The following is a 24,422-nucleotide window of genomic DNA, read 5'->3' as shown; positions in this document are numbered from 1 at the left end:
GCTAGACCCCCATGAGGCACCGGGTCACGGAGTGAGCTCGGTCATAGCACCGAAACCGGCCAGAGTGCGGGCGTCCCGCTCGGCCAGTCCTTTCAGGTTCAGCAGCTGTCTGCGCATCATCACGAAATCGCCCCAGGCCAGCAGGGTGGCGCCGAACCGGCCGCTGCCCAGCACCAGCCGGCAGATCAGCCGGCAGTTCTGGTCGTCCAGCGGCTCGATCGCGTAGGTGCCCGCCAGCGGGCCGAAAAGCCGTTCGGCGGCCGGGAACGAGCGGCCGGAGAACTGATGCCCGGGTTCGATGTCGACCAGGGTGAACACCATGAGCTGCTGCCCGGCGGCGAGTTTTTCGGCTCCTGGCGTGAGAATCCGCGGGCTGCGCCGACCCCAGTGGTCGATCCAGTCGTAGCTGTACGGCGCCACCGCGGTCTGACAGAGCCAGCGGTAAGCGACCGGGGCGGGCGCTCGTACGGTCACCGCTCTCGTCAGCCGCTCGACCGGGCCAGCCAGGTAATTGTCGGCCGGATAGGTCCGGGTGACCTCGGCGCTGGTGGCGCCCCAGTTGCGTGCCCATCCTCGGATCATCGGCCTGCCTTCCGTACGGTGCCGTATGGTCTCACCGTACGGTACCGTACGGCGATGGTGGTGAAAAGGCGGTTGTCCCGGCAGGACTGGGCCGAAGCGGCGCTGGCCGCGCTCGCCGACGGCGGTCTGGCCGCGGTGGCTGTGGAGCCGCTGGCGATCCGGCTGGGCACCACCAAAGGCAGCTTTTACTGGCATTTCGCCAACCGGGAGGCGCTCGTCCAAGCGGCCGTCGAGCGGTGGGCCGACGAGCACACCGAGGCGTTGATCCGGCAGTTGGAGCCTGTCTCCGATCCCGCCACTCGGCTCCGCCAGCTCTTTGAGGCCGCCATCGGCAGCGGTCGCATCAGCCGGGCGGAGCTGGCACTGCTCGCCCACGCGGACGACCCACTGGTGGCGCCGGTGCTGTCCCGGGTGACCGCTCGCCGGGTTGACTTCATCGCCGCCTGCTACGCCGAGACCGGCGTCCCTCCCGGCGACGCGCGCCGGCACGCGGTGCTCGCGTACACCGCGCACATCGGGCTCATCCAGGCACAACGTGCCAGCGGCGGGACACTGCTGGCGGACCGGGACCGGCCGGCGTACCTGGATTTCCTCTACCGCGTGATCAGCGTGGAGAGACCGCCGAGGCGGTAAACGCGGATGTGCGCCAGAGGGTCGCACCGCCGCCGTACGGTAGAACCTGGCTGGCACACGAAGGGAGCGTGGCGGGGTGCGCGTACTGGTGGTCGAGGACGAGCGGGCGCTGGCCGACGCGCTCACCCGCGGGTTACGCCGGGAGGGGATGGCCGTCGACGTGGCGTACGAGGGCACCAGCGGGCACGAGATGGCGCTGACCACTCGGTATGACGTGGTGGTGCTCGACCGCGACCTGCCGGGCGTGCACGGCGACAAGATCTGCGCGGACCTGGTGGCCTCCGGGACGCTGACCCGGGTGCTGATGCTGACCGCGAGCGGCACGGTCGCGGATCGGGTCGAGGGGCTGGAGATCGGCGCGGACGACTACCTGCCCAAGCCGTTCGCCTTCGACGAGCTGGTCGCGCGCGTACGAGCGCTGGGCCGGCGGGCGACTCCACCGGCGCCGCCGGTGTTGGCCGCGCAGGGGGTCGCGCTGGATCCGGCCAAGCGGACGGTCACCAGGGGTGGTCGGCCGGTCGAGCTGACGCGTAAGGAGTTCGGCGTGCTGGAGGTGCTGCTGGCCGCCGGTGGCGCGGTGGTGTCCAGCGAGGAACTGCTGGAACGGGTCTGGGACGCCAACGCCGACCCGTTCACGACGACCGTACGGGTGACGATGATGACGTTGCGCAAGAAACTCGGCGAGCCCCAGGTCATCGAGACGGTGGTTGGCGCCGGCTACCGGGTCTACCCGTCATGACCGCGTTCGCGCCGGCCGGCGGGCCGCTCGCAGGCCCGGCCCGGCACCGGTTGCGGCCGACCCTGCGGCTGCGGCTGACGATCATCAACGGCGCGCTGCTGATCGCCGCCGGGGTGATCCTGCTGGGGCTCGCGTGGCTGATCGTGAACACCGGTCTCACCACCAGCGAGCAGGCGATGCCGGGCACCACCGTCACGGTCCGGCATGCCGACGGCACCACCGAGCGGATGGACGCTGCGCAGTGGCAGCGCGAGCGGGCCGAGGCGATCGAGGACAACCTCCTGCTGGAGGGCGCGTTCGCGCTGTTCGTGGTGTCCGTCATCGGTGTGACGGGTGGCTATCTGGTGACCCGCCGGGCACTGCGGCCGCTGCACGTGCTGACTCAGGCGGCTCGCGGGCTCTCCACCGACACGCTGTCCGAGCGGATCTCGCACATGGGCCCGGATGACGAGGTCAGCGAGCTGGCACAGACCTTCGACGGGATGCTGGACCGGCTGGGCGCCGCGTTCGACAGCCAGCGCCGGTTCGTCGCGAACGCGAGCCACGAGCTGCGGACGCCGTTGGCCGTCATGCGCACTGAGATCGATGTGACGCTGTCCGATCCGGACGGTTCGAACGAGGACCTGCGCCGGATGGGCCGGGTCGTCAGAGACGCCTCCAAGCGCGCCAACGACCTGATTGAGGCGCTGTTGCTGCTTGCTCGTACGGAGGCACAGGCCGGTCGCCGACTCAACAAGGAAGTCGCCGTCGACCTCGCCGTCGGGGTGTCGTCCACGCTCAACGCGATCAGCCGGGAGGTGCGCCGGCTGTCGCTGCAGGTGGAGACGATGTTCGCGCCGGCGATGGTGATGGGCGACCCGGCCCTGTTGGAGCGGCTCGCCGGCAACCTGATCGAGAACGCGGTCCGCTACAACCTGGCCGGCGGGCGACTGCAGGTGCGTACGGGCAGCGACGCCACCAGTGCGTGGCTGGTGGTCGCCAACACCGGGCCGGAGATCGATCTCGCCGAGGTGCCGCAGCTGTTCGAGCCGTTCCGGCGCGGTGGCGTGGAGCGGACCGGCACCCGAGGCGCCGGGTTGGGGCTCTCGATCGTGCGAGCCGTGGTCGACGCGCACAGCGGGATGGTCAAGGCGGTGCCGCTGCTCAACGGCGGTCTGGAGGTCACCGTCACGTTGCCAACCGCGGCTGTTCAGCGCCCCGCCGCGGTCGCCGGCCGAGCCGCGGTGCCCAGCTGAGCGTCTGGAGAGAAGAAGGAAGCGCAGCCCGACAGATGGGGGGTTTCCGTCGGACTGCGCACAGTTATTCTCTCACCACAGCGCGGTGGGTGAAACGACATCGCGACAAAAGTTTCGACCGCGTCCTGTCGTACGACGGCGTTGCCGCTGGACACCCGCCTTTTGCAGGGAAATCTCAGCGGCAACGACCGTTTTCAGGCGGCAGCATCTTATGCGGAAAAGACATAGAATGACCGTTTCGTGCCTGAATTTCGCTATTCTTATGTACGGCGGGGATAACGTCCTACGGCATGCTGGCGACGCCTGGGGCGAGGAACCGCCGGCCGGTGACCTTCTCCGAGACGCCGAGCCGGTCCAGCGCCGGCGTGATGCCGCCGAGATGGAACGGCCAGCCGGCGCCCAGGATCAGGCAGAGGTCGATGTCCTGCGCCTGCGCCACCACCTTCTCGTCCAGCATGATCCGGATCTCGTCGGCGACCGCGCCGAGCGCTCGGTCCCGAACAGCGTCCTCCGTAAGGACCGTATCGCCGACCTCCAGTAGGGCGGCGACCGCTGGATCGACCTGCTGCGTACCGGTTTCCCAGGTGTAGAAGGAAGACTTGCCAGCCTCGACCAGCTTTTTCAGATTCGACGAGACGTGAAAGCGAGCGGGGAAGGCGCCGTGCAGTGTTTCGCTCACGTGCAACGCGATAGCCGGGCCGACCAGCTGCATCAACAGCATCGGGCTCATCGGCAGGCCGAGCGGCTCGGTGGCCCGGTCCGCGACCTCGATCGGGGTGCCCTCGTCCACGGCTTTCATGATCTCGCCCATAAAACGGGTGAGGACACGGTTGACCACGAAGGCTGGCGCGTCGGCCACCAGCACGCTGGATTTCTTCAGCTGCTTCCCCACGGCGAACGCGGTGGCGAGCGTCGCGTCGTCGGTTTTGGCCGCTCGTACGATTTCCAGCAGCGGCAGCACCGCGACCGGGTTGAAGAAGTGGAAGCCGACGACCCGCTCCGGGTGCTTCAGCTCGGACGCCATCTCGGTGATCGACAGCGAGGACGTGTTGGTGGCCAGCACTGTTTCGGCTGGCACGACCGCCTCAACCTCGGCGAAGACCTGCTTTTTGACCGAGATCTCCTCGAAAACCGCCTCGATCACGAAGTCCGCGTCGGCGAAGGCATCCTTCGTCAGCGAGCCGGTGACCAGCGCCTTCAGCCGGTTGGCGGTGTCGGGGGAGACCCGCTTCTTGGCCAGCAGCTTGTCGATTTCGCTGTGGACGTACGAAACTCCCTTGTCCACCCGGGCCTGGTCGATGTCCGTCATGACGACCGGTACGAGCAGCCGGCGGGCGAACAGCAGCGCCAGCTGGCTGGCCATCAGGCCGGCGCCGACAATGCCGACCTTGGTCACTGGCCGGGCCAGGCTCCGGTCCGGCGCGCCGACCGGCCGTTTCGCCCTTTTCTGTACGAGGTCAAAAGAATACAAGCCGGCGCGCAGCTCGTCCGTACCGATCAGGTCGGCCAGCGCCTCGTCCTCGGCCGCCGTACCTTCCTCGAAGGACGCGGTTTTGGCCAGCTTCAACAGGTCCAGCGCACGATAGGGAGCCGGCGCGGCACCGTGTACGCGGCCGTCGACGACCGCCTTTCCGCGCGCCAGCGCGTCATCCCAGGCCTGGCCGCGGTCGATTTCCGGGCGTTCGACCACGATGTCGCCGCGCAGGACACCGGCGGCCCAGCCGAGCGAGCGCTCCAGGAAATCGGCCGGCTCGAACATCACGTCCGCGATGCCCAGCTCGAAAGCCTCGGTGGCCCGCAGCATTTTGTTCTGGTTCAGGGCATTCTCGATGATGACCTTGACGGCCTTGTCCGCGCCGATCAGGTGGGGCAGCAGCTGAGTGCCGCCCCAGCCTGGCACCAGGCCGAGGAAGCATTCCGGGAACGAAATCGCGGCGGCCCCCGACGAAAGTGTCCGGTAGTCGCAGTGCAGCGCGACCTCCAGGCCGCCGCCCATGGTGGCGCCGTTGACAAACGCGAAGGTCGGGATGGAAGTGTTCTTCAGTTTCGCGAAAACGTGGTGCCCGGACCGTGCGATGGCGAGCGCCTCGTCCCGGGACGACAGCGCGCCCACACCGGAAAGGTCAGCGCCCACCGCGAAAATGAACGGCTTGCCGGTGATCGCGATCGCTCGTACGGCCGGAGAGCGCGCCTGGATCTCGTCGATCGCGGCTTCCAGCTCCGCCAGCCCGCCCGGACCGAAAGTGTTCGGGCGAGTGTGGTCGTGGCCGTTGTCCAGCGTGATCAGCGCGATGTCGCCAGCCAGATAACGGACGTGGGAGTGGGTGACGACCTCGTCCGGAAAGTGCTTGGCCAGTTCTGAAGTATTGGTCATCGGGATGTCTCTTTTCCAGTCCAGTGCGGGTTTTCCCAGATGACGCTGCCGCCCATGCCGATGCCGATGCACATGGCGGTGAGGCCGTACCGAACGTCCGGCCGGGCCTCAAAATGCCGGGCCAGCTGGGTCATCAGCCGCACTCCGGAGGAAGCGAGCGGGTGGCCGATGGCGATCGCGCCGCCCCACGGGTTGACGCGATCGTCGTCGTCCGCGATGCCGAAGTGTTCCAGGAACGCGAGGACCTGGACGGCGAATGCCTCGTTCAGCTCGAAAATTCCGATGTCCTCAATGGACAGTCCGGTCTTCGCGAGCGCTTTCTCGGTGGATGGTACGGGACCGATGCCCATCACTTCTGGCTCCACGCCGACGAAACCGTAGCCGACCAGCCGCATGGCGACCGGAAGTTCGAGCTCTTCAGCAACATCCTCGGCGGCCAGGATGCAGGCGGTCGCGCCGTCGTTCAGGCCAGCCGCGTTGCCGGCGGTGATCCGACCGTGCGGGCGGAACGGCGTCTTGAGCCCGGCGAGACCTTCCAGCGTGGTACCCGGCCGCGGCGGCTCGTCGGCGGTCGCGAGGCCCCAGCCGTGCTCGGCGGAGCGGGTCGCCATCGGCACCAGGTCGCGGTCGATGTGGCCGTTGGCCAGCGCTTTCGCGTATTTCTGCTGGCTGGCGAGCGCGTACGCGTCGCAGCGTTCCTTGGTCAGGCCCGGGAACCGGTCGTGCAGGTTTTCCGCGGTCGAGCCCATCACCAGCGCCGACGGGTCGACGATCTTCTCGGCCAGGAACCGCGGGTTCGGGTCGACGCCCTCGCCCATCGGGTGCCGGCCCATGTGTTCGACACCGCCGGCGAGCGCGATGTCGTACGCGCCGATGGCGATGCCGCCGGAAACCGTGGTCACCGCCGTCATCGCGCCCGCGCACATCCGGTCGATGGCGTAACCGGGGACCGTCTTGGGCAGCCCCGCCAACAGCGCGGCGGTCCGGCCGATGGTCAGTCCCTGGTCGCCGATCTGGGTGGTCGCCGCGATCGCGACCTCGTCGATGCGCTCCGGCGGCAGGCCCGGATTGCGGCGCAACAGCTCACGGATCACCCGTACGACCATGTCGTCGGCCCTGGTCTCGGCGTACAAACCCTTGGGCCCGGCCTTGCCGAACGGCGTGCGGGCGCCGTCGACGAAGACGACGTCCCTAATCTCCCGGCGAGTGCGGGTGGTGGACACAGCAGGCCTCCCGATCGGTGACTCCGTATTGATCGCGAGACTACTACTCGCCAGTAACATTCGGCTCGCCAGGTTGGCCAACTTCACAGCCGTCGCGGTGACAATCGGATTCCGATTGTTACCACGGCAACTTCCTGACCTGCATTTTCACTCGCCGTGGTAACAATCGGGCAATTCGGTCAGAGGCTACGCCGGGCTGAGGGCGCCGGCCAGCGGAGCTGCGGCGAGCGAGATCTGCCATTCGCGGGCGCCGTGGGCGCGCAGCACCGAGCCGACGGAGTCGGCGGTCACGGCGGCCGGCGGGTCCCAGGCCAGGCGGCGGACGACATCGGGGGTGAGCAGGTTCTCCACCGGGATGGCGTGCTGGCCAGAGAGCTCGCCCATCGCCGTACGGGCCGCGGCGAGGCGGCTGGCGGCGTCCGGGTTCTTGTCGGCCCAGCGGTTCGGCGGCGGTGGGCCGTCTGGTGGCGCCGAGATGGGCGGCAACTCCTCGCCGGACTCGGCGCGGGCGGCGGACAGCGCCCCCATCCACAGGTCGGCGAGCCGGCGGTTGGCGCGGCCGGAGAAGATCGGCAGCGTCAGCAGGGTTCGTACGTCGGTGGGGTCGGCGAGGGCGGCGCTCACGATGGCGGAGTCGGGCAGCACCCGGCCGGGCGCGATGTCGCGTTCGCGGGCCAGCCGGTCGCGGGTTTGCCACAGCGACCGCACGCGGCTGAGACCGCGCTGCGTACGCACCTTATGGACGCCTGACGTCCGTCTCCACGGCTCGGCGCGCGGCGGGTTCGGCGGCCGGACCGCCAGCGCGGCGAACTCCTCCAACGCCCAGTCGAGCTTGCCTTGGCGGGCCAGTTCCTCGGTGAGCGCGTCCCGCAGGTCGACCAGCAGTTCGACATCCAGCGCCGCGTAGGTCAACCACTCGGCCGGCAGCGGGCGCGTACTCCAGTCGGCCGCCGAGTGGGTCTTCTCCAACTGGAAGCCGAGCACCCGCTCGACCATCGCGCCCAGCCCGACCCGCTCGAAGCCGGCCAGCCGGCCGGCCAACTCGGTGTCGAAGAGCTTGCGCGGATGCATGCCCAGCTCGGCGAGGCACGGCAGGTCCTGGCTGGCCGCATGTAGCACCCACTCGGCGTCCGCGAGCGCGGCGTCCAGGTCGGCCAGCCCACCCACCTCGGGTGGATCGGCCGGCGTGGCCAGGTCGGCGGCGGCCGCGAACGGCACCGGGTCGATCAGGGCCGTACCGGCGCCTTCTCGGCGCAGCTGCACCAAATAAGCGCGCTGGCTGTAGCGGTAGCCAGAAGCGCGCTCGGCGTCGATCGCCACCGGACCGCTGCCGGCCGCGAACCGGGCTATCGCGGCCTCGAGCCGCCCCGCCGAAGTGATCGGATCGGGCGTGCCCTCCCGTGGCTCCAAGAGCGGTGTCGGCGCCACGGACTCGGTCGCGGCACCGTCATCCTGGGAGGCGTCGACCGGTGCGGCCTCAGAAGCCGTCAACTCGTCGAACTCAGCCACGGCACCACCGTACGGCCGCACCACTCGGCGTGTCGTGCCGGCGCGCCGAATAAGCCTGCTTTGTGACCACCGGCTACCGCGTCCGACCGTCCATAAGGGGGGTGACGCCGGGCGGCGGCAGACCGGCCGTGGACGCCAGCAGCGTGCACCATGCCTCCAGATGTGGGCCGAGGGCGGTGTCCAGTGCCGTCCAGGAAGCGCGCAACTCAACGTCGGCGGTGTCCGCCGGTCCGGCGAGATCACCGAACCGGCTGGAGCTGGTGGTGGTCACGGTCCCGCCGGCCGCGGTGTACTGGGCGCCGTTGTCGTCCAAGGACTCGACCAGCCAGCTCCAGCCGACCTCGGCCAGCAATGGGTCGGCGGCCATCTCGCTGTCCAGCTCGGCGCTGACGAAGGTGACGATCCGCAGCAGCCCGTCCCAGGCCTCCTGGCCGGCGGGGTCGTACAACAGGATCAGCCGCCCGCTGGCCACTTCGCTGTCATCACGGGTGACCGAGGCGCTCATCGCGAACGAGTACGGCGCGAGGCGCTGCGGCGGCGGGATCTCCTCGAGGGCGATCTCGGCGCGCGGCTTGACCTCGCACAAGGCGTTGACGGCCTGCGCGAACACGTCCGGCACCTTGCTGGCAGACGCGGCGGACTCCGGCATGACCGCAGGGTATGCGCATCCGCCGGCCCGGTGGGGTATCGGCGCGCCGACGTCCCATGACTGTGCTCGTACGGGCGTCCGCCCGGTCCTGCCTGCCAGCTCGCGGCCGCGCGTGGAACGATGGATCTCGATGACCACCATTTCGCCTTTTTTGAGCGCCTGTCGCGGCCTTCCGGTGCCCTTCACGCCCGTCTGGTTCATGCGTCAGGCCGGCCGCTCGCTGCCGGAATACCACGCGGTGCGGGCCGGCACCCCAATGCTGGACACCTGTCAGCGTCCGGATCTGGTCACCGAGATCACCCTGCAGCCGGTCCGCCGGCACAAGGTCGACGCGGCCGTCCTCTACTCCGACATCATGGTGCCGTTGCGCGCGGCCGGCGTGGACGTCGAGATCAAGCCCAATGTCGGTCCGGTCATCGCCGACCCGGTCCGCGACCGGGCCGCGGTCGACCGGCTGCGGCCGCTGCAGGCCGACGACGTGTCCTTCATCACCGAGGCGGTCAAGCAGCTCGTCGGCGAGCTCGGCGACACCCCACTGATCGGCTTTGGCGGGGCGCCTTTCACGCTCGCGAGCTACCTCGTCGAGGGCGGGCCCAGCAAGTCGTACGCGCGCACCAAAGCACTTATGCACGCCGATCCCGCGACCTGGCACGCGCTCTGTGACGTGCTCGCCGACATCACGCTGACCTTCCTGCGCGTGCAGGTGGACGCCGGCGCCGCTGCGATCCAGCTCTTCGACTCGTGGGCCGGGTCGCTTTCCGAGGCGGACTACCGGGCGTACGTCCAACCGCACAGCGCCCGGATCTTCGCCGGCCTGGACGACTTTTCGGTGCCGCGCATCCATTTTGGGGTTGGCACCGGCGAGCTGCTGCCGGCGATGGCGCAGGCCGGCGCCGATGTGGTCGGCGTCGACTGGCGGATCCCGCTCGACGTGGCCAGCGCCCGGATCGGGTCTGACTACGCTGTACAGGGAAACCTCGATCCGGCCCTGCTGTCCGCCGGCGAGGCGGTCCTGGAGGAACAGGTCCGCCGCATCCTCGCCGAGGGCAAGGCCGCCCGCGGCCACGTCTTCAACCTCGGCCACGGCGTGCCACCCGATGCCGACCCAGGCGTCCTCACCGCGCTCGTCGAGACCGTCCACCGCCTTTCCGCAGCCTAACGCGAGGTCAGGGCTTGTCGGGTTCCTCCTGGGCGGTCGGAGCGGTTGAGGTGGGCGAAACCGTGGCGGTGAGCAGCGATGTGAGGTCGGCTTCTGGGCCCGAGGAGCCGCCGGCGAGGGCGACTCGGGGAGTACGCCGGCGGCGCCAGAGGAACCAGAGTGCGGCGGCCGGGATGCCAATGACGACGAGGAAAGGGAGCAGGGCGCCGAACACGGTGAGCAAGACCGTGACCGTACTGACCAAAGCGCTCCACCCCGCCGCGAGGCCGGCGCCGAAACCGGTGGGCGTGGCCGCTTTTGCGGGCGCCGAGGTGGCCACGACTCGGACCGTGATGGTGGACAGGTTGATCTGGTCGTCCAGCGTCTTTTTCTGACCCAGCAACGTTTCCAGCGCGGTTTCCCGGTCGGAGAGCTGCTGCTCAAGCGTCACGATGTCGCTGATCTGCTGTGCTCGGGCGAAAAGTGCGCGGGTCCGGTTCACACTGGCCTGCGCGGTGGCGATCCGGCTGTCCAGGTCGACGACCTGTCCGGTCACGTCCTGGGTGCCGATCGTACGGTTGGTTTCGGTGCCTAGCTTGGAAAGCGCGTTCACCGTCGGAGAGAAGGCGGCCGGCGGCACCCGCAGCACCAAGGTCGCGGTGGCGGTTGCGCCCTGGCCGGAGCGCTGGTCCGAGCCGACTTGGCCGCCGGCGCCGGTGGCCAGCGCGGTGGCCTGGTCCGCCACCTTGTCCACTGTGGACGTACTAACCGTCATGTCTCCGTTGTAGACGACTGATTTTGGCTGTAAGGGCGGAAGTTTGGGCACCGAACCGCCGGCCGCCGCGCCGGGGCCGCTGGTGCCGGGGACGGCTGGTACGCCATCGGGAACCCCGCCGTTGCGAACCGGCGCGGAGAAGCCCGAGCCGGTGCTGGAGGTGCAACCGGCGAGGGCGGGACCGGTGACGAGGATGGTCAGGACAGCGGCGGCCAGCCAGCGGCGGCGAGTCAGGGAAATCACGGCGGGTCCTCCCGTGGGGTGCAGCGAAACGATGTGGATGTGACTCCGCGCGAGTGCCGGCGGTTCCCGCCGAACGGATGGCCGTGGCTGGCCGTTCGGGCGACTTTGAGACGATCGGGCGGTGAGCGAAACCGCAGCGCATGTCGTGGTTGTTGGCGGAGGCATCGCCGGGGTGTCGGCGGCGTTGGCGGTACGGCGGCAGGCCCCGCCGGGCACCGCGATCACCCTCGTCGAGCAGGCCGGCCGACTCGGCGGCAAGCTGCTGACCGGCGAGGTGGCCGGCCACCGGGTGGAGCGGGGTGCCGAGACGTTCCTGGTTCGCCAGCCGGAGGCCGCCGCGCTCGCCGCCGACCTGAAGATCGCGCTCGTACACCCGGCCGTCGGCGCCGCCGGGGTGTGGGTACGGGATCGGCTCGCGCCGCTCCCGGCCGGCACCATGATGGGCGTGCCGGGCGATCCGGCCGCGCCCGGGCTGGCCGAGGTGTTGCCGCCGGCGGCTTTCGCGGCGATCGCGGCGGAGGTCGGGCAGCCGGCGAAGGAACCGCTGTTGCCTGCGGGCGTCGACATGTCGGTCGGCGCCCTGGTGCGGTCCCGGCTGCCCGGTGAGGTTGTCGACCGGCTGGTCGATCCGCTGCTCGGCGGGGTGTACGCGGGACGTGCCGACGGCCTGTCCGTACGAGTGACGGCCCCCGCGTTGGCCGCGGCGGCGGAGCGGGAGCGCTCGCTGGTCGCCGCGGCGCGGGCCGCGACCGGCGGTCCGCGTCCGGCCGGGCCGCCGGCGCCGGTGTTCGGCGCGGCTGAGACCGGCATGACCGACCTGATAGAGGCGGCCGCGCAGGCGTCCGGCGCGGACGTACGACGTGGCCTCCCGGTCCGTGAGCTGCGCCGCCGGCCGCGGGGCTGGGAGCTGGTGATCGGCTCCGCCCGGGACCCGCGGGTGCTGGTCGCGGACGCGGTGGTGCTCGCCGTGCCGGCGAGCCCGGCGGCCCGGTTGCTGGCTGACCTCAGCCCGGTCGCCGCCGAGATCGGCGCGGTCGAGTACGCGAGCATGGCGCTGGTGACACTGGCCCTGCCGGCCGGTGACCTGCCCGGCGGTGGCTTGCCAGCCGGCAGCGGGTTTCTGGTCTCTACGGACTCCGGCCTGGTGGTTAAGGCCGCCACCTTCATGTCGCAGAAATGGGGATTCGCGGACGCCGGCGAGCTGGCGATCGTACGAGCGTCCGTTGGTCGTTTTGGCGACGCCGAAGTGCTGCGGCGCGACGACGAGGACGTGGTGCGGTTGGTGCTGGACGACCTCGCCACGGTCTTCGGCGGTCCGCTGCCGGCCGCGATCGACACCACGGTGACCCGCTGGGGTGGCGGGCTGCCGCAGTACGCGCCCGGTCACCTGGACCGGGTGGCTCGGGTCCGGTCGGCGTTGGCCGAGTATCCGACTCTCGCGTTGGCTGGCGCCGCGTACGACGGGGTGGGCATCCCCGCGTGTGTGCGATCGGGCACTGCGGCGGGGACCCGCGTAGCCGAAGAGCTGGTGCGGCGGCAACAATCGGGTTATGGCCGATGAAGCGACGCCCACCAACCCCAACGCAGCCCGCATCCGGGAGCTGAACGCGACCGTTCGCTACACGATGTGGTCGGTTTTCCAAGCCACCTCGCCGCTGCCGGTGAACCGCTCGTCGGTGACCGCCGAGCTGGAGGAACTCATCGGCCAGCTCGGTGAGAAGGATGTCGTCGTAAGGGGTCTTTATGACGTGTCCGGCTTCCGCGCTGACGCGGATCTGATGGTCTGGTGGCACGCTCCCCAAGCGGAGGACCTGCAAGAGGCGTACGGCCGGCTGCGCCGCTCGACGCTTGGCTCGCATCTGCGACCGGTCTGGTCACAGATGGCGCTGCACCGGCCGGCCGAGTTCAACAAGAGCCACCTGCCGTCGTTCATCGCTGACGAGAACGCGCGCCGCTATGTCAGCGTCTATCCGTTCGTCCGCTCGTACGAGTGGTATCTGCTGCCCGACGAAGAGCGCCGGGCAATGCTGGCGGAGCACGGAAAGATGGCCCGCGGGTATGCGGACGTACGGGCCAACACGGTGTCGTCGTTCGCGCTCGGCGACTACGAGTGGATCCTGGCTTTCGAAGCCGACGAGCTGCACCGGCTCGTCGACTTGATGCGCGACCTGCGCGCCTCCCGGGCCCGCCAGCACGTCCGCGAGGAGATCCCGTTCTTCACCGGCCCCCGTCGTACGCCCGCCGACCTCGTCGCCTCCCTTCCGTAGCGGTCAGCCGAGAGCGGGGTAGCCGGCGCCGGGAGAGGGCGCGGCCGCGGTGAGGAGCACGCCCGTACGCGCGTCCAGTGCTTCGTACATGCGGTCCATGCCGAGCCACCCGGCGGCGACGACGAACAGCGTCCGGCCGTCCGGGCCGCCCAGCATGCAGGCGAAACAGCCACGGTCGACCGGCACCCTCTGGAGCACCTCGCCGCCTTCCCGGACGCGTACGCAGTGCTGGTGCGGCACGTCTGCGTACCAGACAGCACCGTCGGCATCCAGGCAGATCCCGTCCGGGTTGTCCGCGCCGAGATCGGCCCAGACTCGCCGGTTCGACAGGCCGCCGTCGTCGGCAATGTCGAAAGCGGTCAGCTGATTCGCGTGTGATTCGGCGACGATCAGCGTCTTGTTGTCGGGCGTGACGGCCATCCCGTTGCCCCAGGCGAGCCCGTCGGCCACCTGCCGGCCAGTGCCGTCCGGCGTCACCAGCGCGATCGTGCTGCCGTTGACGTATGCGTTGCCGCGGCCGTCGACCACCAGCTCGTTGAACGTCTTGTCGATGCCGCTCAGGTCGGCGTATGTGCTGAGCGTCCCGCTTGCTTCTTGGCGCAGCAGCAGCGCCTCCTGCCCGGAAACCACCAGCAGCTGGCCGTTCGGCAGCCAGTCGATCGAGTACGGGACGGTGGTCGGCACTCGTACGGTCACCTCCCGGTCGCCGTCGAGGCTGACCGCGACCACTTCCTGGGTGCCCCAGTTGGCGCACCACAGCCGGCCGTCGTGCCATCGCGGCGACTCGCCGAATCCGAGACCCGCGGCCAAAACCTGTGTTTCTGACATGGCGGAACTCCTCGGTCTCAACGGGGACGTAGAAGCTGGCTGGCCGTTCTCGACATCGGCGTGTGCGGAATTCCGTCCTCAAGGTAGTCCGCCCCCGCGACGGCGAAGCCGAACCTGGCGTACCAGCTGGTCAGATGGCTTTGGGCGTCCAGCACGGCGGGCCGGCTGCCGGACTCGGCCAGGGCCGCGGTCATCAGCTTCGCCGCGAGACCGGCCGAGCGGCGGTCTTTGCGCGTACACACACGGCCGATGCGTGCGGTGCCGTCCGGCTCGGAGAGGAGCCGGAGATATGCCGTGGGGCTGTCCGCGTCGGCGGTCCATAAGTGCTTGGTGCCTGGTTCGACGTCGCGGCCGTCCAGCTCCGCGTACGGACATTCCTGCTCGACGACGAACACGTCGACCCGCAGTTTCAGCAACGCGTGGAAAGTTTCGATGTCCAGATCCGTGGTGGCGCAGATCTGGACATCGTCAGCGGTGTTCATAAATCCCGAATCTAGTGGTTCTCTTGCCCTTTTCGAGCGATGAGGGGCAGAGTCGGGCGGCCCGGCGGTTTCCCGTCAGACGTCCTGCGAGGGAGAGGTCACCATGATCGTCCGTTCGTGGAGCACAGTCGTACTCGCCTTCGGCCTGGCACTCACGCTCTTGGTAGCCACGGCCGCCGGCGGGTTGGGTGCGACAGCGTCGGCGGCGTCGTCGCTGCCGTGCGACATCTATGCGGTCGCGGGCACGCCGTGCGTAGCGGCGCACAGCACGACCAGAGCGTTGTTCGCGTCGTACGAGAGGCCGCTCTACCAGGTCAAACGTGCTTCCGACGGCGCCACCCATGACATCGCCCTGTTGTCGACTGGCGGCTATGCCAACGCGGGCGACCAGGATTCCTTCTGCGCCCAGACCACGTGCCGGATCAGCAGGATCTACGACCAGACCGCCAACCACAACGATCTCAACCCCGCGCCGGGCGGCACGGCGAACAACGCCGCGGACCGGGGCGCTGACGCGGGCGAGCTGGCGGTCACGGCGGGTGGTCACAAGGTGTACGGCGGGTGGATCTCGCCCGGAGTTGGCTACCGGAATGCGGGCGTCGCGGCCGGTGTCGCGACGAACGGGCGGCCAGAAGGCGCGTACATGGTGGCCAGCGGCACCCATGTCGGCAGCAACTGCTGCTTCGACTACGGCAACGCGGAGAGCACTCCGGCCGACAACGGCAACGGTCACATGGACGCGGTCAGCATCGCGACCACCTGCTATTTCTCGCCGTGCAGCGGCTCCGGCCCGTGGGTCGAGGCCGACATGGAGAACGGAATGTTCCAGGGCGCCAACGGCTCCAACACCAGGAACGCCGGCAATGCCAGCGCGTACGTCACCGCGATGCTCAGAAATGACGGCCAGACGACGTACTCACTGCAGGGCGGCGACTCGCAGTCCGGCGGACTGTCCACGTGGTGGAACGGCGCGTTGCCGACTCAGGGTGGCTACCGGCCGATGCAGCAGGAGGGCGGCATCATCCTCGGAATCGGTGGCGACAACAGCAACTGGAACCGGGGCACCTTCTTCGAGGGCGTGATGGTCGCCGGTTTTCCCAGTGATGCCACCGAGAACGCGGTGGCGGCCAACGTCGCCTCGGTGGGTTACACGGGCGAGACGAACGTCCCCAACGGTCCGCAGGCAACGATCACCGGACCGGGTGGGCAATGCGTCGACGTGGCTGGTGATGACACCGGCGGCGACGGCACGCCCGTCCAGCTGTGGAACTGCCAAAACTACGCGGAAGACCAGTTCTGGACGCACCAGGCCAACGGCTCGCTGGCGACCATCGGTCACTGCCTCGACATCACCGGCAACGGCACCGCGCAGGGCACCAAAGTCGAGCTGTGGGACTGCACTGGCGGTGGTAACCAGGTGTGGCAACAGCAGTCGGACGGCTCGTTGCTCAACCCGCGGTCCGGTTTGTGCCTGGACTCGCCGGGCGACAACACGGCCAACGGGACGGTGCTGCAGATCTACCGGTGCAACGGAACCGACGCGCAGCGGTTCGCGCTGCACGGCGGTTCCTGACCCGATCCTGTTCTGGTCACCAGCCGAAGTCGAGCGGCTTTCCGGTCTCCAGCAATGATTTCAGGCTGGACAGGACCATCTCCCAGCCGTCCCGGGATTCCTCGATCTGGTCGGCGGGCAGGTCGTCGTGGGTCATCCGCAGGCGTACGTGCGTGCCGGCTGGTTCCAGGTCGAAGGTCACCCGGGACGTACGAGCGGGATCGCCGGCCTCGGCCGGCAGCGCCCAGCTGTGCGCGAGCCGACGCGGCGGATCCACCTCCAGGATGGTGCCGACCACGTCCGCGCCTGAGCCGTCCAGTCGCTGGTGTTCCCACGACTCGCCCTTGGTCCACGTCGAGATGTTCCGGTGCGCCCAATACTGGGTGGTGACCTCCGGATCGGTCAGCGCGGCCCAGAGTTTCTCTTGAGTGGTCGCGATATATGTGACGTAGACCTGCTGTGGCTTGTCCATGGTGGTCCCTTCGATCGTACGTTTGAGGGCACTGAGTGCTTGGAGTCCGGGCTGCTCGAACCGGGAGATCCACCGCTCGTGGATTTCCTGCAGCGGCACCGGGTTGAGGTAGTGCAGCTTCTGTCGGCCGTGCCGAACCGCGCTGACCAGACCGGCCGCCTCCAGCACCGCCAAGTGCTGGGTGACGCCCTGTCGGGTCATGTCCAGGTCGCGGCACAGGGCGCTGAGCGGCTGCCCGTTGTCGGCGTGCAGCCGGTCGAGCAGCCGCTGCCGGGTGGGGTCGGCGAGTGCTCGGAAGATCTGGGCCATGTCCTGCACGGGAACCACTATAGGCAAGTACTTACTTGCCTGTCAAACGTGAGGGCAAAAAGAAGGGCGCGCAACGGCGCGCCCTTCTTTTTGTGGATCGCTACTCGGTCGGCTCCAGCGTCAGGCTGATCGAGTTGATACAGAAGCGGTCGTCGGTCGGTGTCCCGTACCCCTCGCCATGGAACACGTGGCCGAGGTGCGAGTCGCAGTTCGCGCACCGGACCTCGACCCGGCGCATGCCCAGCGCGCGGTCCTCGATGAGCACCACATTCTGCGCGTCGGACGGGGCGTAGAAGCTCGGCCAGCCGCAGTGCGACTCGAATTTGGTGTCACTGCGGAAAAGTTCCACGCCACACGCGCGGCAACTGTAGACGCCGGTGGTCTTGGTGTCGGTGTATTCGCCGGTGAAGGGACGCTCGGTGCCGGCCTTGCGAAGCACTGCGTACTCCGCCGGCGTCAACTGCTCCCGCCACTCCTTGTCGGTTTTGGTGACCTTAGGCTGCGTCATATCTCAAGGTTACTTCGGCTGTCCAGCGGTGCCCCGACGCGATTCTTACGCCTTGCTAACGATGCTGCTGCCTTCGGCGAATTTTGGCGCCCCCGAATTCGAGCCTCCCTGGTGGGGCCGACAGTTCCGGGCAGAAACTGTCGGCGGGAGCCGGCAGGCTCGAGTTCGGGGGATCCTCGGATTGGGGCCCGTGAGGTTGGTGGTGACTGTGTGGCGATCGAGGCTTTTGGGATCTCGGGCTGGTGGTGCCGTCGGCGCTTGGTGGGACAGCGAACGGTGTTGCCCCTTTTATTCGGTTTGTCGGCTGGGGTGCAGCTGGATTTTCGTCGAGTGTGGGACTTTATGCCGGGCCTGTTGTCGGTGGGGCTGATGTGACTGCCGAGGCGCCGGACCCTGTCTAGATCTCTGCACAATCGGAATCCGATTGTGCAGCCGCAAACCGAAGGGACCCCCGGAGGCATCCAGCACCCCCGAAGGTCCCTTCGGCCGTTCGGAGCGTTAGTGCCAGAGCACCGGGAGGATCCGTACGACCTGCGGGTCGTGGTCGGAGACCTGGTCGGTGTATTCGCTGTTCACGTGCACGATGTCGTAGTCGTAGAACGCGCCCGGCAGGGTCAGGCCGCGGCTGAGCAGGATGTGGTCCAGCACCTCTGTGTTGCCCTGGTAGTTGTAGCTGTAGCGTTCGTTCGCCGGCAGCGTACGCGGCAGGTCGACGAGCCCGCCGCCGGCCGTCAGGATGTCGGCGGTCTGGGAGAACTGGAAGTCGTTCAGGTCACCCAGCACGATGACGGCGGCGTTGCGGTCCTTGGCCTGGATCGCGTCCACGAAGCCCTTCACCAGTGTCGCCTGCGCGTGCCGCTGCACCTCGGACGAGCGGGCCGGCGGCTGGTAGCGGCCCATCAGCGGCTGGTCGCCGAGCTTGGCGTCGAAGTGGTTGGCGATCGCGAACAGCGGCCGTCCGTAGTAGCGGAATTCGCCGGCCAGCGGTTTGCGGCTGGCGGTCCACGCGGCGTCACTTGGCGCGATCCGGCCGGGCGAGACGCTCAGCGCCGGGTGCCCCGGTGAGCCGGTGACAGCGACCGCGGTCGTGGAGTCGCCGCCCGGACGGTCCACGAAGCTGAGGCCACGGTCCGTACGGAACAGGAAGCCCTGCCGGATGTTGCCGTCCGGCTGGCCGCCGTCCTTGCCGTTGATGGGGTCGATCTGCCGGTACGAGTACGCCGGACCGCCGGCGGTCTTGATCGCGGCGATCAGCTTCGCCCAGGTCTGGTCAGCGGCCACCACGCCCTTGCCGGTGCCGTTGTTGTCCTGGATCTCTTCGATCGCGAGCAGGTCGGGGGACCGCAGGTTGCCGACCACCACAGCCGCCAGCCGATCGAACTTGCTCTGCGGGTCGGTGGGCGCGAGGTTCTCCACGTTGAACGTGCCAGCCGACAGCTCGCCGGGCAGCGTTGGCGCGGTCGTCTCGCGCGGCAGGTTGACCGCCTTGACCGCCGGCGTGGTCATCGGCAGCAGGTCGTAGTTGCCGAAGTTGTAGTCCAGCGGCCCGACGATGTCACCGGGCAGCTTGTCGCCCACGTTGACCTTCGGGGTGGCCGCGAGCGTGTCGGTCAGCGTCAGGATCTCGGTGTTGGCGTTGTCGTACGAGTAGATGACCCCGCCCCGCGGTGTCTTCGGCTTGCCGGCGCCGCCAGGTAGGACCGGCAGCTCGCCGTACGAGTTCGTCGGGCCGGCCGCGGTGGAGTTCTGGATCTTCACGAGCATGCCTTCGAGCGACTCGTAGAAGTCCAAAGCGTTGTGCTTGGGGTCAAAAGTCGCCGACGACTCCACATCGGACGGTGCGTCCGTACGGACCGCCTTGGGCGCCGTCAGTCCGCCCGGACCGACCAGCGTCGCGGCCGGGATCGGCGCCGACGCGGCGGTGACCTCGATCTTGGGCGCGCTGATCTCGGTGGTGGTCAGGTTGTTCGGATCGCCACCGGGCCGGTATTCGGTCACCTTGCCAGCCACCGTGAGGGCGTTGCCGGCCGTCACGGTCGGCTTGCCGCTGGTGAAGACGAAGACGCCCTCGCTGGTCGCGGGGTTGGTGTCGGGCTGCGGGTCCTGCATCCAGAAGCCGTTCGTGGACACCGCGGTGACCACCCCGGTCACGTCCTGGACCTTCTTGCCGACCAGCGGGGACGTGTGGGCGGCGCCCTGGATGTCGTGGATCTTGGCGCTCACCGGCGGCTCGACCGGACCGCCGGACGCGTTGTCCGGGCTCGGGTCGCCGACGGTGAAGTCGGCCGCGTTGTTGTCGGTGTCGACCCCGTCCGTACGCGACGCCGACGACGTGTTGGAGAGCGTCGCGGTGGGCGCCGTCTCCGAATCGTTGGCGGTCGTACCGAAGCCCACGTAGTCCCTGACACCGGCACCCGCGTGACACGTGCTGCCGCATACCTGGTTGAGCGGAATCTGGTTGGTGACCAGCGCGATCTTGCCGGCGGTGGCGCTCAGCGCGATGCTGCCGTCCACCTGCGGGGTGGGCAGCGGTGGGGCGGCGGTGTTCTGGCCGGCCGCCTCGGCGACCAGGTAGGTGCTGTGTGCGGCGACGCTGCCGGTCAGCTTGGTGACCTGCCAGGTGGCGCCGGCGGCCGCCGCGTACTGAATGCTCCACGCGCTCACGTCGACGGCGGTGCCGGTCGGGTTATAGAGCTCGACGAAATCCCGGGCGAAGGGTGCGCCGGAGTTGCCGCCTCCGCCGTAGACCTCGTTGATGACGACGTCCGTGGAGGCCGCCTGTGCGGGGGCGGTGACCGCGAGTGCGGCCACCGTGGCGCAGGTGGCGCCGATCGAGACTGCGACAACGGATGCGCGGTGGCGCTTCCGGTCAGACAAAACCGGCACGGGTTCTCCTCGGCTGCCAGCGGACGGTGGGTCGGGGGTTGGCCCCGCTACTGCCTACCAGGCCGATCGCCTTCGCGTGGGAACTTTGGGCGGATGTTAGGTGTCTACCGATGCGAAAATAGGCATTGCCGGGCGTACGGTAACGCCATGCCAGCAACGCCAGCCGAGGAAATAGAGGTCGATGGGCACGACATTCGTCTGTCCAATCCCGACAAGGTGTATTTTCCGGATCTCGGCTCCGAACACGGAACCAAACGTCATCTCTTTGACTACTACGTCTCGGTCGGAGACGGGATCGTCCGCGCTTTGCGCGATCGGCCGACCTATTTGCAGCGGTTTCCCGGCGGGGTGACCGGCGACGAGATCTATCAGAAACGGGTGCCCAAGCACGCGCCCGAGTGGCTGCAGACCTGCCGGATCATGTTCCCGTCCGGCCGGCACGCGGACGCGATGCGCACCCAGTCGGTCGCCGACGTGGCGTGGGCCGCGACCCAGGGGACCGTCACCTTCCATCCCTGGCACGCCCGCGCGATGGACACCGACCATCCGGACGAGCTGCGGATCGACCTCGATCCGCAGCCCGGCACCACCTTCGAGGATGCCCGGTTCGTCGCTCTGGAGTACGTCCAACCGCTGCTCGCCGAGCTCGGCTTCACCGGTTTTCCGAAGACCAGCGGCAACCGTGGCGTGCACATCTACGTCCGGATCGAGCCGCGCTGGACGTTCACCGAGGTTCGGCACGCGGCGATCGCGCTGGCCCGGGAGATTGAGCGGCGCGCCGACGGCCGGGTCACCACCGCGTGGTGGAAAGAGGAGCGTGGGGAGCAGATTTTCGTCGACTACAACCAGAACGCACGGGACCGGACGATCGCCAGCGCGTACAGCGTCCGCCGCAACCCGGCCGGTTGGGTGTCCGCGCCACTCACCTGGGACGAGTTGCCGGACGCGAAGCCGGCGGACTTCACCATGGTCACCATGCCGCCGCGGTTCGCCACCCTCGGTGATCTGCACAGCGCGATCGACGACCATTCGTACGACATCAGCCTTTTGCTGGAATGGTACGAGCGAGATGAGGCGGACAAGGGCCTCGCTGACATGCCTTATCCGCCCAACTACCCCAAAATGCCAGGCGAGCCGATGCGCGTTCAACCCTCCCGCGCCAAAACTCCCGAACCCGAAGCCGCCACGGAATAATTCCTGCCAACTGGACCGGTCGCCGGGGGTGCGGGGAGAATGAGGTGCGTGTTCGAGGGATTTGAGGAATTCGACGTTCGTACGGCCGGCGCGACGATTCATGGGCGGCGGGGTGGTGCCGGGCCGGCTGTGCTGTTATTACACGGAATTCCGGAAACGCATCTCATGTGGCATCGGGTGGCGCCCGAGTTGGCGCGCGAGTACACGGTGATCGCCACTGACCTGCGTGGATTCGGTGACAGTGGAAAACCGGCGAGTGCGCCGGATCATTCGCCGTACAGTATGCGGGAAATCGCCCGTGACCAGGTGGAAGTGATGCGGGAGCTGGGATTTCGCGAGTTCGCCGTGGTGGGGCACGATCGTGGGGCGCGGTGCGCCTACCGGATGGCGCTTGACCATCCGGACGTCGTCGACCGCCTCGCGGTGCTCGACGTGATCCCGACCGGTGACTCCTTTCGGCTCGCCGACAAGGATTTCAGCCTCGGATTCTGGGTGTGGTCCTTCCTGGCCGCCGCGGAGCCGGTGCCGGAAACGTTGATCGCCGGTGCGCCGGACGTTTTCGTCAACCACATGCTCGATGCGTGGTCAGCTGAGATCGATGTTTTTCCGACCGATATTCGCGCCGAATATATCGAAAAATTCCGTGACCCGGCGACTGTGCACGCTATTTGTGAAGAATACCGCGCGGCCGCGACGCTGGATTTCCAGCACGACGAAGCTGATCGCGGTCAGCGCCGGATCAGTTGCCCCGTACTGGCGCTCTGGAGTGCCACCGGTGCGGTGGCTTCCTGGTACGACCCAGTGCAGATCTGGCGCGCTTGGGCCGACGATTTCCGTGGTTTCCCGGTCTCCGCAGGCCATTTTCTCCCCGAGGAAGCGCCTGAGGAGACGACCGCGCACCTGCTCAGCTTTCTCGCGGAGTAGCCGCCAGTACGGGAAGGACCACTTCATCGATGATCTCGGCGATGGCCGCGTCGCTCACCGGCATGCCGTAAATCATGGATTCATTGCGCATCAAATCGAAGGGGAGGCGGGCGAGCCGCGGGCTGATCTCGGTCGTGGTGATCTCGCCGCGGGCCACCGCTCGCTGCAGAACTGGCCGTAAGATCCGGGCGCGGGCGAAAGAGGTGATCTGAGCCCGCACGGCCGCGGCCGACTCCGGGTCGCTGAAGGTTTCGGTGATCAGCCCCGGAATGAGGTCGCCGGGGACCAGATCGAAGCGGTGCGCCACTCGCTGGAGCAGGGCGATCAGGTCTGACCGCAGGCTGCCGGTGTCCGGCAGATCATCCCAGCCGGGCAGGCTGTGTTGCATCGCCGCGAGCACCAGTGCGGCACGGGTCCGCCAGCGGCGGTAAATGACCGGTTTGCTGGTCTGAGCGCGGGCCGCCACCGCCTCCATGGTCAGTTTCGGGTAGCCGACCTCGAGTACCTCCGCCCAGGCCGCGTCGAGAATGGCCCGCTCCAGCAACTCGCCGCGCCGCCGTGACGCGGTCGGGGCCTCGGTTGGCATAGCTGCCCTCACTAGATCCGTTGCGTTTCTTATTGGCCGAGTCTACACTGCCCTCATTGGATACGTATCGTTTCTTACGGAGGGTGATATGTCCACCGACACCACAGATCTGCCGGCTTTCCCGCTCGCTCGGCAATGCCCGTACCAGCCGGCGGCCGGTTACCAGGAGTTACAGGGCGAGGCGCCGATCCGCAAGGTCCGGCTATTCGACGGCAAGCCCACCTGGCTGGTCACCGGCTATGAACAAGCCCGGGCCCTGCTCGCGGACCAGCGGGTTTCGTCGGACCGCGGCAACCCGAACTTCCCCAATTTCGCGCCGGCGGTGGCGATCCTGCGGCGGGCCCGCGCGAGCGCTCCGTCCGTGCTGATCGGGACCGACGCCCCCGAACACGGCCGGCAGCGCAGGATGGTCATCCCGAGTTTCGCGGTACGTCGGATCGCCGCTCTCAAGCCCGGCATCCAGCGCATTGTCGACGCCCGACTGGACGCCATGGAAGAACATGGCGGACCCATTGATTTGGTCGCCTCGTACGCGCTGCCGATCCCGTCGATGGTCATCTGCGAGTTGCTGGGGGTGCCGTACGCCGATCACGAGTTTTTCGAGGAAAAGTCGCGACTCCGGTTGGATGAGGAGCGAGGACCGGCGGCGTTCATGGAACTCCGGGAATACCTCGACAACCTCATCAAGGCCAAGCAGGCGAACCCGGGCGATGGTCTGCTCGACGACTTGATCGCCGAGCAGACCAAGCAGGGCCGGCTGGACCGTGAGGAGTTGGTGGCCTTCGCGATCGTTCTGTTAATCGCCGGCCACGACACTACGGCCAACGTCATCACCCTCGGAACCGCCGCGTTGCTGGAAAATCCGGAGCAGCTGGCCGCGTTGCGGGCCGACCCGGAGCTGATCCCGGCCGCGGTCGAGGAGCTGCTGCGGTATGTCAGCCTCGTCAGCGCGCTGCCGCGAGTCGCCAAGGAGGACATCGAGATCGGTGGCGAGGTCATCCGGGCCGGCGACAGCATGATGATTGGGCTCGCGAGCGCCAACTATTCCGCCGATTTCGTGGCGCGGCCCGATGATCTCGACATTCACCGGGCCAGTCGGCATCACGTGGCTTTCGGCTACGGGATTCACCAGTGCCTCGGCCAGAACCTCGCCCGCGCCGAGCTGGAGATCGCATTCCGGTCACTGTTGAGCCGCTTCCCCGAGCTGCGACTCGCCAAGCCGGTCGACCAGCTGGAAATCCGGGCCGGATTCATCGCCGGTGTGGTGGATCTGCCGGTCAGTTTCTAGCTTTCCAGCCGCCCCGCGAATGTAAC

22 protein-coding genes are annotated in these 24,422 nt (G+C 68.2%); 10 read left to right on the top strand and 12 right to left on the bottom strand.

Going from position 1 to position 24,422, the window contains the following annotated elements; translation table 11 throughout:
- Positions 1–24: 24 nt before the first annotated feature.
- Entirely contained in the window at positions 25–582 is a 558-nt protein-coding gene (locus ABD301_RS38475; RefSeq protein ID WP_344315000.1) for a hypothetical protein, read from the bottom strand.
- A 54-nt stretch (positions 583–636) separates the two neighbouring features.
- On the opposite strand from ABD301_RS38475, the gene ABD301_RS38470 reads away from it, so the two are divergent.
- From ABD301_RS38470 to ABD301_RS38460, 3 genes are all read left to right on the top strand, one after another.
- Positions 637–1,215 (top strand): TetR/AcrR family transcriptional regulator, encoded by a 579-nt coding sequence (locus tag ABD301_RS38470; RefSeq protein ID WP_163568376.1) that lies wholly within the window; start codon positions 637–639, stop codon positions 1,213–1,215.
- Between the two features lie 76 nt (positions 1,216–1,291).
- Entirely contained in the window at positions 1,292–1,954 is a 663-nt protein-coding gene (locus tag ABD301_RS38465; RefSeq protein ID WP_163568377.1) for a response regulator transcription factor, read from the top strand.
- A complete protein-coding gene (locus tag ABD301_RS38460) occupies positions 1,951–3,189 on the top strand; it encodes a sensor histidine kinase (protein ID WP_163568378.1) in 1,239 nt (412 codons plus the stop codon). Before ABD301_RS38465 ends, ABD301_RS38460 begins: the two co-directional genes overlap by 4 nt.
- Positions 3,190–3,472: 283 nt before the next feature.
- Here ABD301_RS38460 and ABD301_RS38455 read toward each other — a convergent pair whose 3' ends face one another.
- The 4 genes from ABD301_RS38455 to ABD301_RS38440 all read right to left on the bottom strand — a co-directional run bounded on the left by ABD301_RS38455 (position 3,473) and on the right by ABD301_RS38440 (position 8,944).
- Positions 3,473–5,563, bottom strand: coding sequence for a 3-hydroxyacyl-CoA dehydrogenase NAD-binding domain-containing protein (locus ABD301_RS38455; protein WP_344314999.1), 2,091 nt, complete (start codon positions 5,561–5,563; stop codon positions 3,473–3,475).
- Positions 5,560–6,786 (bottom strand): thiolase family protein, encoded by a 1,227-nt coding sequence (locus tag ABD301_RS38450; protein WP_279580273.1) that lies wholly within the window; start codon positions 6,784–6,786, stop codon positions 5,560–5,562. The genes ABD301_RS38455 and ABD301_RS38450 overlap by 4 nt, the downstream gene beginning before the upstream one ends.
- 186 nt (positions 6,787–6,972) lie before the next feature.
- Positions 6,973–8,295 carry an HRDC domain-containing protein gene (locus ABD301_RS38445; RefSeq protein WP_279580274.1) on the bottom strand — a complete coding sequence of 441 codons (1,323 nt, stop codon included), beginning with the start codon at positions 8,293–8,295 and terminating at the stop codon, positions 6,973–6,975.
- Positions 8,296–8,368: 73 nt separating this feature from the next.
- Entirely contained in the window at positions 8,369–8,944 is a 576-nt protein-coding gene (locus ABD301_RS38440; RefSeq protein WP_344314998.1) for a DUF3000 domain-containing protein, read from the bottom strand.
- A gap of 130 nt (positions 8,945–9,074) precedes the next feature.
- On the opposite strand from ABD301_RS38440, the gene hemE reads away from it, so the two are divergent.
- Positions 9,075–10,103 (top strand): uroporphyrinogen decarboxylase, encoded by a 1,029-nt coding sequence (gene hemE / locus ABD301_RS38435; protein ID WP_344314997.1) that lies wholly within the window; start codon positions 9,075–9,077, stop codon positions 10,101–10,103.
- A gap of 7 nt (positions 10,104–10,110) precedes the next feature.
- On the opposite strand, the gene ABD301_RS38430 is transcribed toward hemE, so the two are convergent.
- Complete coding sequence (locus tag ABD301_RS38430; RefSeq protein ID WP_344314996.1) at positions 10,111–11,100, bottom strand: DUF4349 domain-containing protein; 990 nt, start codon at positions 11,098–11,100, stop codon at positions 10,111–10,113.
- A gap of 121 nt (positions 11,101–11,221) precedes the next feature.
- Here ABD301_RS38430 and hemG point away from each other — a divergent pair, with 121 nt between their 5' ends.
- Both hemG and hemQ read left to right on the top strand, forming a co-directional pair.
- Complete coding sequence (gene hemG, locus ABD301_RS38425; protein ID WP_344314995.1) at positions 11,222–12,661, top strand: protoporphyrinogen oxidase; 1,440 nt, start codon at positions 11,222–11,224, stop codon at positions 12,659–12,661.
- Positions 12,651–13,367 carry a hydrogen peroxide-dependent heme synthase gene (gene hemQ, locus ABD301_RS38420; protein WP_163568385.1) on the top strand — a complete coding sequence of 239 codons (717 nt, stop codon included), beginning with the start codon at positions 12,651–12,653 and terminating at the stop codon, positions 13,365–13,367. Before hemG ends, hemQ begins: the two co-directional genes overlap by 11 nt.
- A gap of 3 nt (positions 13,368–13,370) precedes the next feature.
- Here hemQ and ABD301_RS38415 read toward each other — a convergent pair whose 3' ends face one another.
- Both ABD301_RS38415 and ABD301_RS38410 read right to left on the bottom strand, forming a co-directional pair.
- On the bottom strand, positions 13,371–14,195 hold the full coding sequence (locus ABD301_RS38415) for an SMP-30/gluconolactonase/LRE family protein (protein ID WP_344314994.1): 825 nt from the start codon (positions 14,193–14,195) through the stop codon (positions 13,371–13,373).
- 17 nt (positions 14,196–14,212) lie between these two features.
- Positions 14,213–14,677 carry a GNAT family N-acetyltransferase gene (locus ABD301_RS38410; protein WP_163568386.1) on the bottom strand — a complete coding sequence of 155 codons (465 nt, stop codon included), beginning with the start codon at positions 14,675–14,677 and terminating at the stop codon, positions 14,213–14,215.
- Between the two features lie 103 nt (positions 14,678–14,780).
- On the opposite strand from ABD301_RS38410, the gene ABD301_RS38405 reads away from it, so the two are divergent.
- Positions 14,781–16,250, top strand: coding sequence for an arabinofuranosidase catalytic domain-containing protein (locus ABD301_RS38405; protein ID WP_344314993.1), 1,470 nt, complete (start codon positions 14,781–14,783; stop codon positions 16,248–16,250).
- Between the two features lie 16 nt (positions 16,251–16,266).
- Here the strand turns inward: ABD301_RS38405 and ABD301_RS38400 are convergent, their stop codons facing one another.
- From ABD301_RS38400 to ABD301_RS38390, 3 genes are all read right to left on the bottom strand, one after another.
- Positions 16,267–17,010 (bottom strand): ArsR/SmtB family transcription factor, encoded by a 744-nt coding sequence (locus tag ABD301_RS38400; RefSeq protein WP_344315101.1) that lies wholly within the window; start codon positions 17,008–17,010, stop codon positions 16,267–16,269.
- A 100-nt stretch (positions 17,011–17,110) separates the two neighbouring features.
- Positions 17,111–17,518: a peptide-methionine (R)-S-oxide reductase MsrB gene (gene msrB, locus ABD301_RS38395; protein ID WP_163568388.1), complete on the bottom strand. Its 408-nt coding sequence runs from the start codon at positions 17,516–17,518 to the stop codon at positions 17,111–17,113.
- Between the two features lie 498 nt (positions 17,519–18,016).
- Complete coding sequence (locus tag ABD301_RS38390) at positions 18,017–20,404, bottom strand: lamin tail domain-containing protein (RefSeq protein ID WP_344314992.1); 2,388 nt, start codon at positions 20,402–20,404, stop codon at positions 18,017–18,019.
- A gap of 147 nt (positions 20,405–20,551) precedes the next feature.
- On the opposite strand from ABD301_RS38390, the gene ABD301_RS38385 reads away from it, so the two are divergent.
- Complete coding sequence (locus ABD301_RS38385; RefSeq protein ID WP_163568389.1) at positions 20,552–21,598, top strand: DNA polymerase domain-containing protein; 1,047 nt, start codon at positions 20,552–20,554, stop codon at positions 21,596–21,598.
- A gap of 48 nt (positions 21,599–21,646) precedes the next feature.
- The gene (locus tag ABD301_RS38380; RefSeq protein WP_344314991.1) at positions 21,647–22,522 is read left to right on the top strand and encodes an alpha/beta fold hydrolase; all 876 of its coding nucleotides are present in this window, start codon (positions 21,647–21,649) and stop codon (positions 22,520–22,522) included.
- Here the strand turns inward: ABD301_RS38380 and ABD301_RS38375 are convergent.
- Positions 22,503–23,108, bottom strand: a complete 606-nt coding sequence (locus ABD301_RS38375; RefSeq protein ID WP_163568390.1) for a TetR/AcrR family transcriptional regulator — start codon at positions 23,106–23,108, stop codon at positions 22,503–22,505. The two genes, ABD301_RS38380 and ABD301_RS38375, sit on opposite strands and share 20 nt — an antisense overlap.
- Positions 23,109–23,196: 88 nt before the next feature.
- On the opposite strand from ABD301_RS38375, the gene ABD301_RS38370 reads away from it, so the two are divergent.
- Positions 23,197–24,396: a cytochrome P450 gene (locus ABD301_RS38370; RefSeq protein ID WP_344314990.1), complete on the top strand. Its 1,200-nt coding sequence runs from the start codon at positions 23,197–23,199 to the stop codon at positions 24,394–24,396.
- The last annotated feature ends 26 nt before the right edge of the window (positions 24,397–24,422 follow it).

Origin of the sequence: Fodinicola feengrottensis (genome assembly GCF_039530045.1) — a bacterium.
Lineage (GTDB): Bacteria > Actinomycetota > Actinomycetes > Mycobacteriales > HKI-0501 > Fodinicola > Fodinicola feengrottensis.
The sequence above is the reverse complement of the archived record's forward strand: the minus strand, read 5'-3'. Positions and strand labels throughout refer to the sequence as shown.

Excerpts from the sequence above, each read along its gene's own strand:
- hemE (WP_344314997.1), top strand. The coding sequence starts at position 9,075 with ATGACCACCATTTCGCCTTTTTTGAGCGCCTGTCGCGGCCTTCCGGTG.
- ABD301_RS38385 (WP_163568389.1), top strand. The coding sequence starts at position 20,552 with ATGCCAGCAACGCCAGCCGAGGAAATAGAGGTCGATGGGCACGACATT.
- ABD301_RS38470 (WP_163568376.1), top strand. The coding sequence starts at position 637 with ATGGTGGTGAAAAGGCGGTTGTCCCGGCAGGACTGGGCCGAAGCGGCG.
- ABD301_RS38415 (WP_344314994.1), bottom strand. The coding sequence starts at position 14,195 with ATGTCAGAAACACAGGTTTTGGCCGCGGGTCTCGGATTCGGCGAGTCG.
- hemQ (WP_163568385.1), top strand. The coding sequence starts at position 12,651 with ATGGCCGATGAAGCGACGCCCACCAACCCCAACGCAGCCCGCATCCGG.
- msrB (WP_163568388.1), bottom strand. The coding sequence starts at position 17,518 with ATGACGCAGCCTAAGGTCACCAAAACCGACAAGGAGTGGCGGGAGCAG.
- ABD301_RS38440 (WP_344314998.1), bottom strand. The coding sequence starts at position 8,944 with ATGCCGGAGTCCGCCGCGTCTGCCAGCAAGGTGCCGGACGTGTTCGCG.
- ABD301_RS38400 (WP_344315101.1), bottom strand. The coding sequence starts at position 17,010 with ATGGCCCAGATCTTCCGAGCACTCGCCGACCCCACCCGGCAGCGGCTG.
- ABD301_RS38405 (WP_344314993.1), top strand. The coding sequence starts at position 14,781 with ATGATCGTCCGTTCGTGGAGCACAGTCGTACTCGCCTTCGGCCTGGCA.
- ABD301_RS38455 (WP_344314999.1), bottom strand. The coding sequence starts at position 5,563 with ATGACCAATACTTCAGAACTGGCCAAGCACTTTCCGGACGAGGTCGTC.
- ABD301_RS38375 (WP_163568390.1), bottom strand. The coding sequence starts at position 23,108 with ATGCCAACCGAGGCCCCGACCGCGTCACGGCGGCGCGGCGAGTTGCTG.
- ABD301_RS38410 (WP_163568386.1), bottom strand. The coding sequence starts at position 14,677 with ATGAACACCGCTGACGATGTCCAGATCTGCGCCACCACGGATCTGGAC.
- ABD301_RS38475 (WP_344315000.1), bottom strand. The coding sequence starts at position 582 with ATGATCCGAGGATGGGCACGCAACTGGGGCGCCACCAGCGCCGAGGTC.
- ABD301_RS38370 (WP_344314990.1), top strand. The coding sequence starts at position 23,197 with ATGTCCACCGACACCACAGATCTGCCGGCTTTCCCGCTCGCTCGGCAA.
- ABD301_RS38460 (WP_163568378.1), top strand. The coding sequence starts at position 1,951 with ATGACCGCGTTCGCGCCGGCCGGCGGGCCGCTCGCAGGCCCGGCCCGG.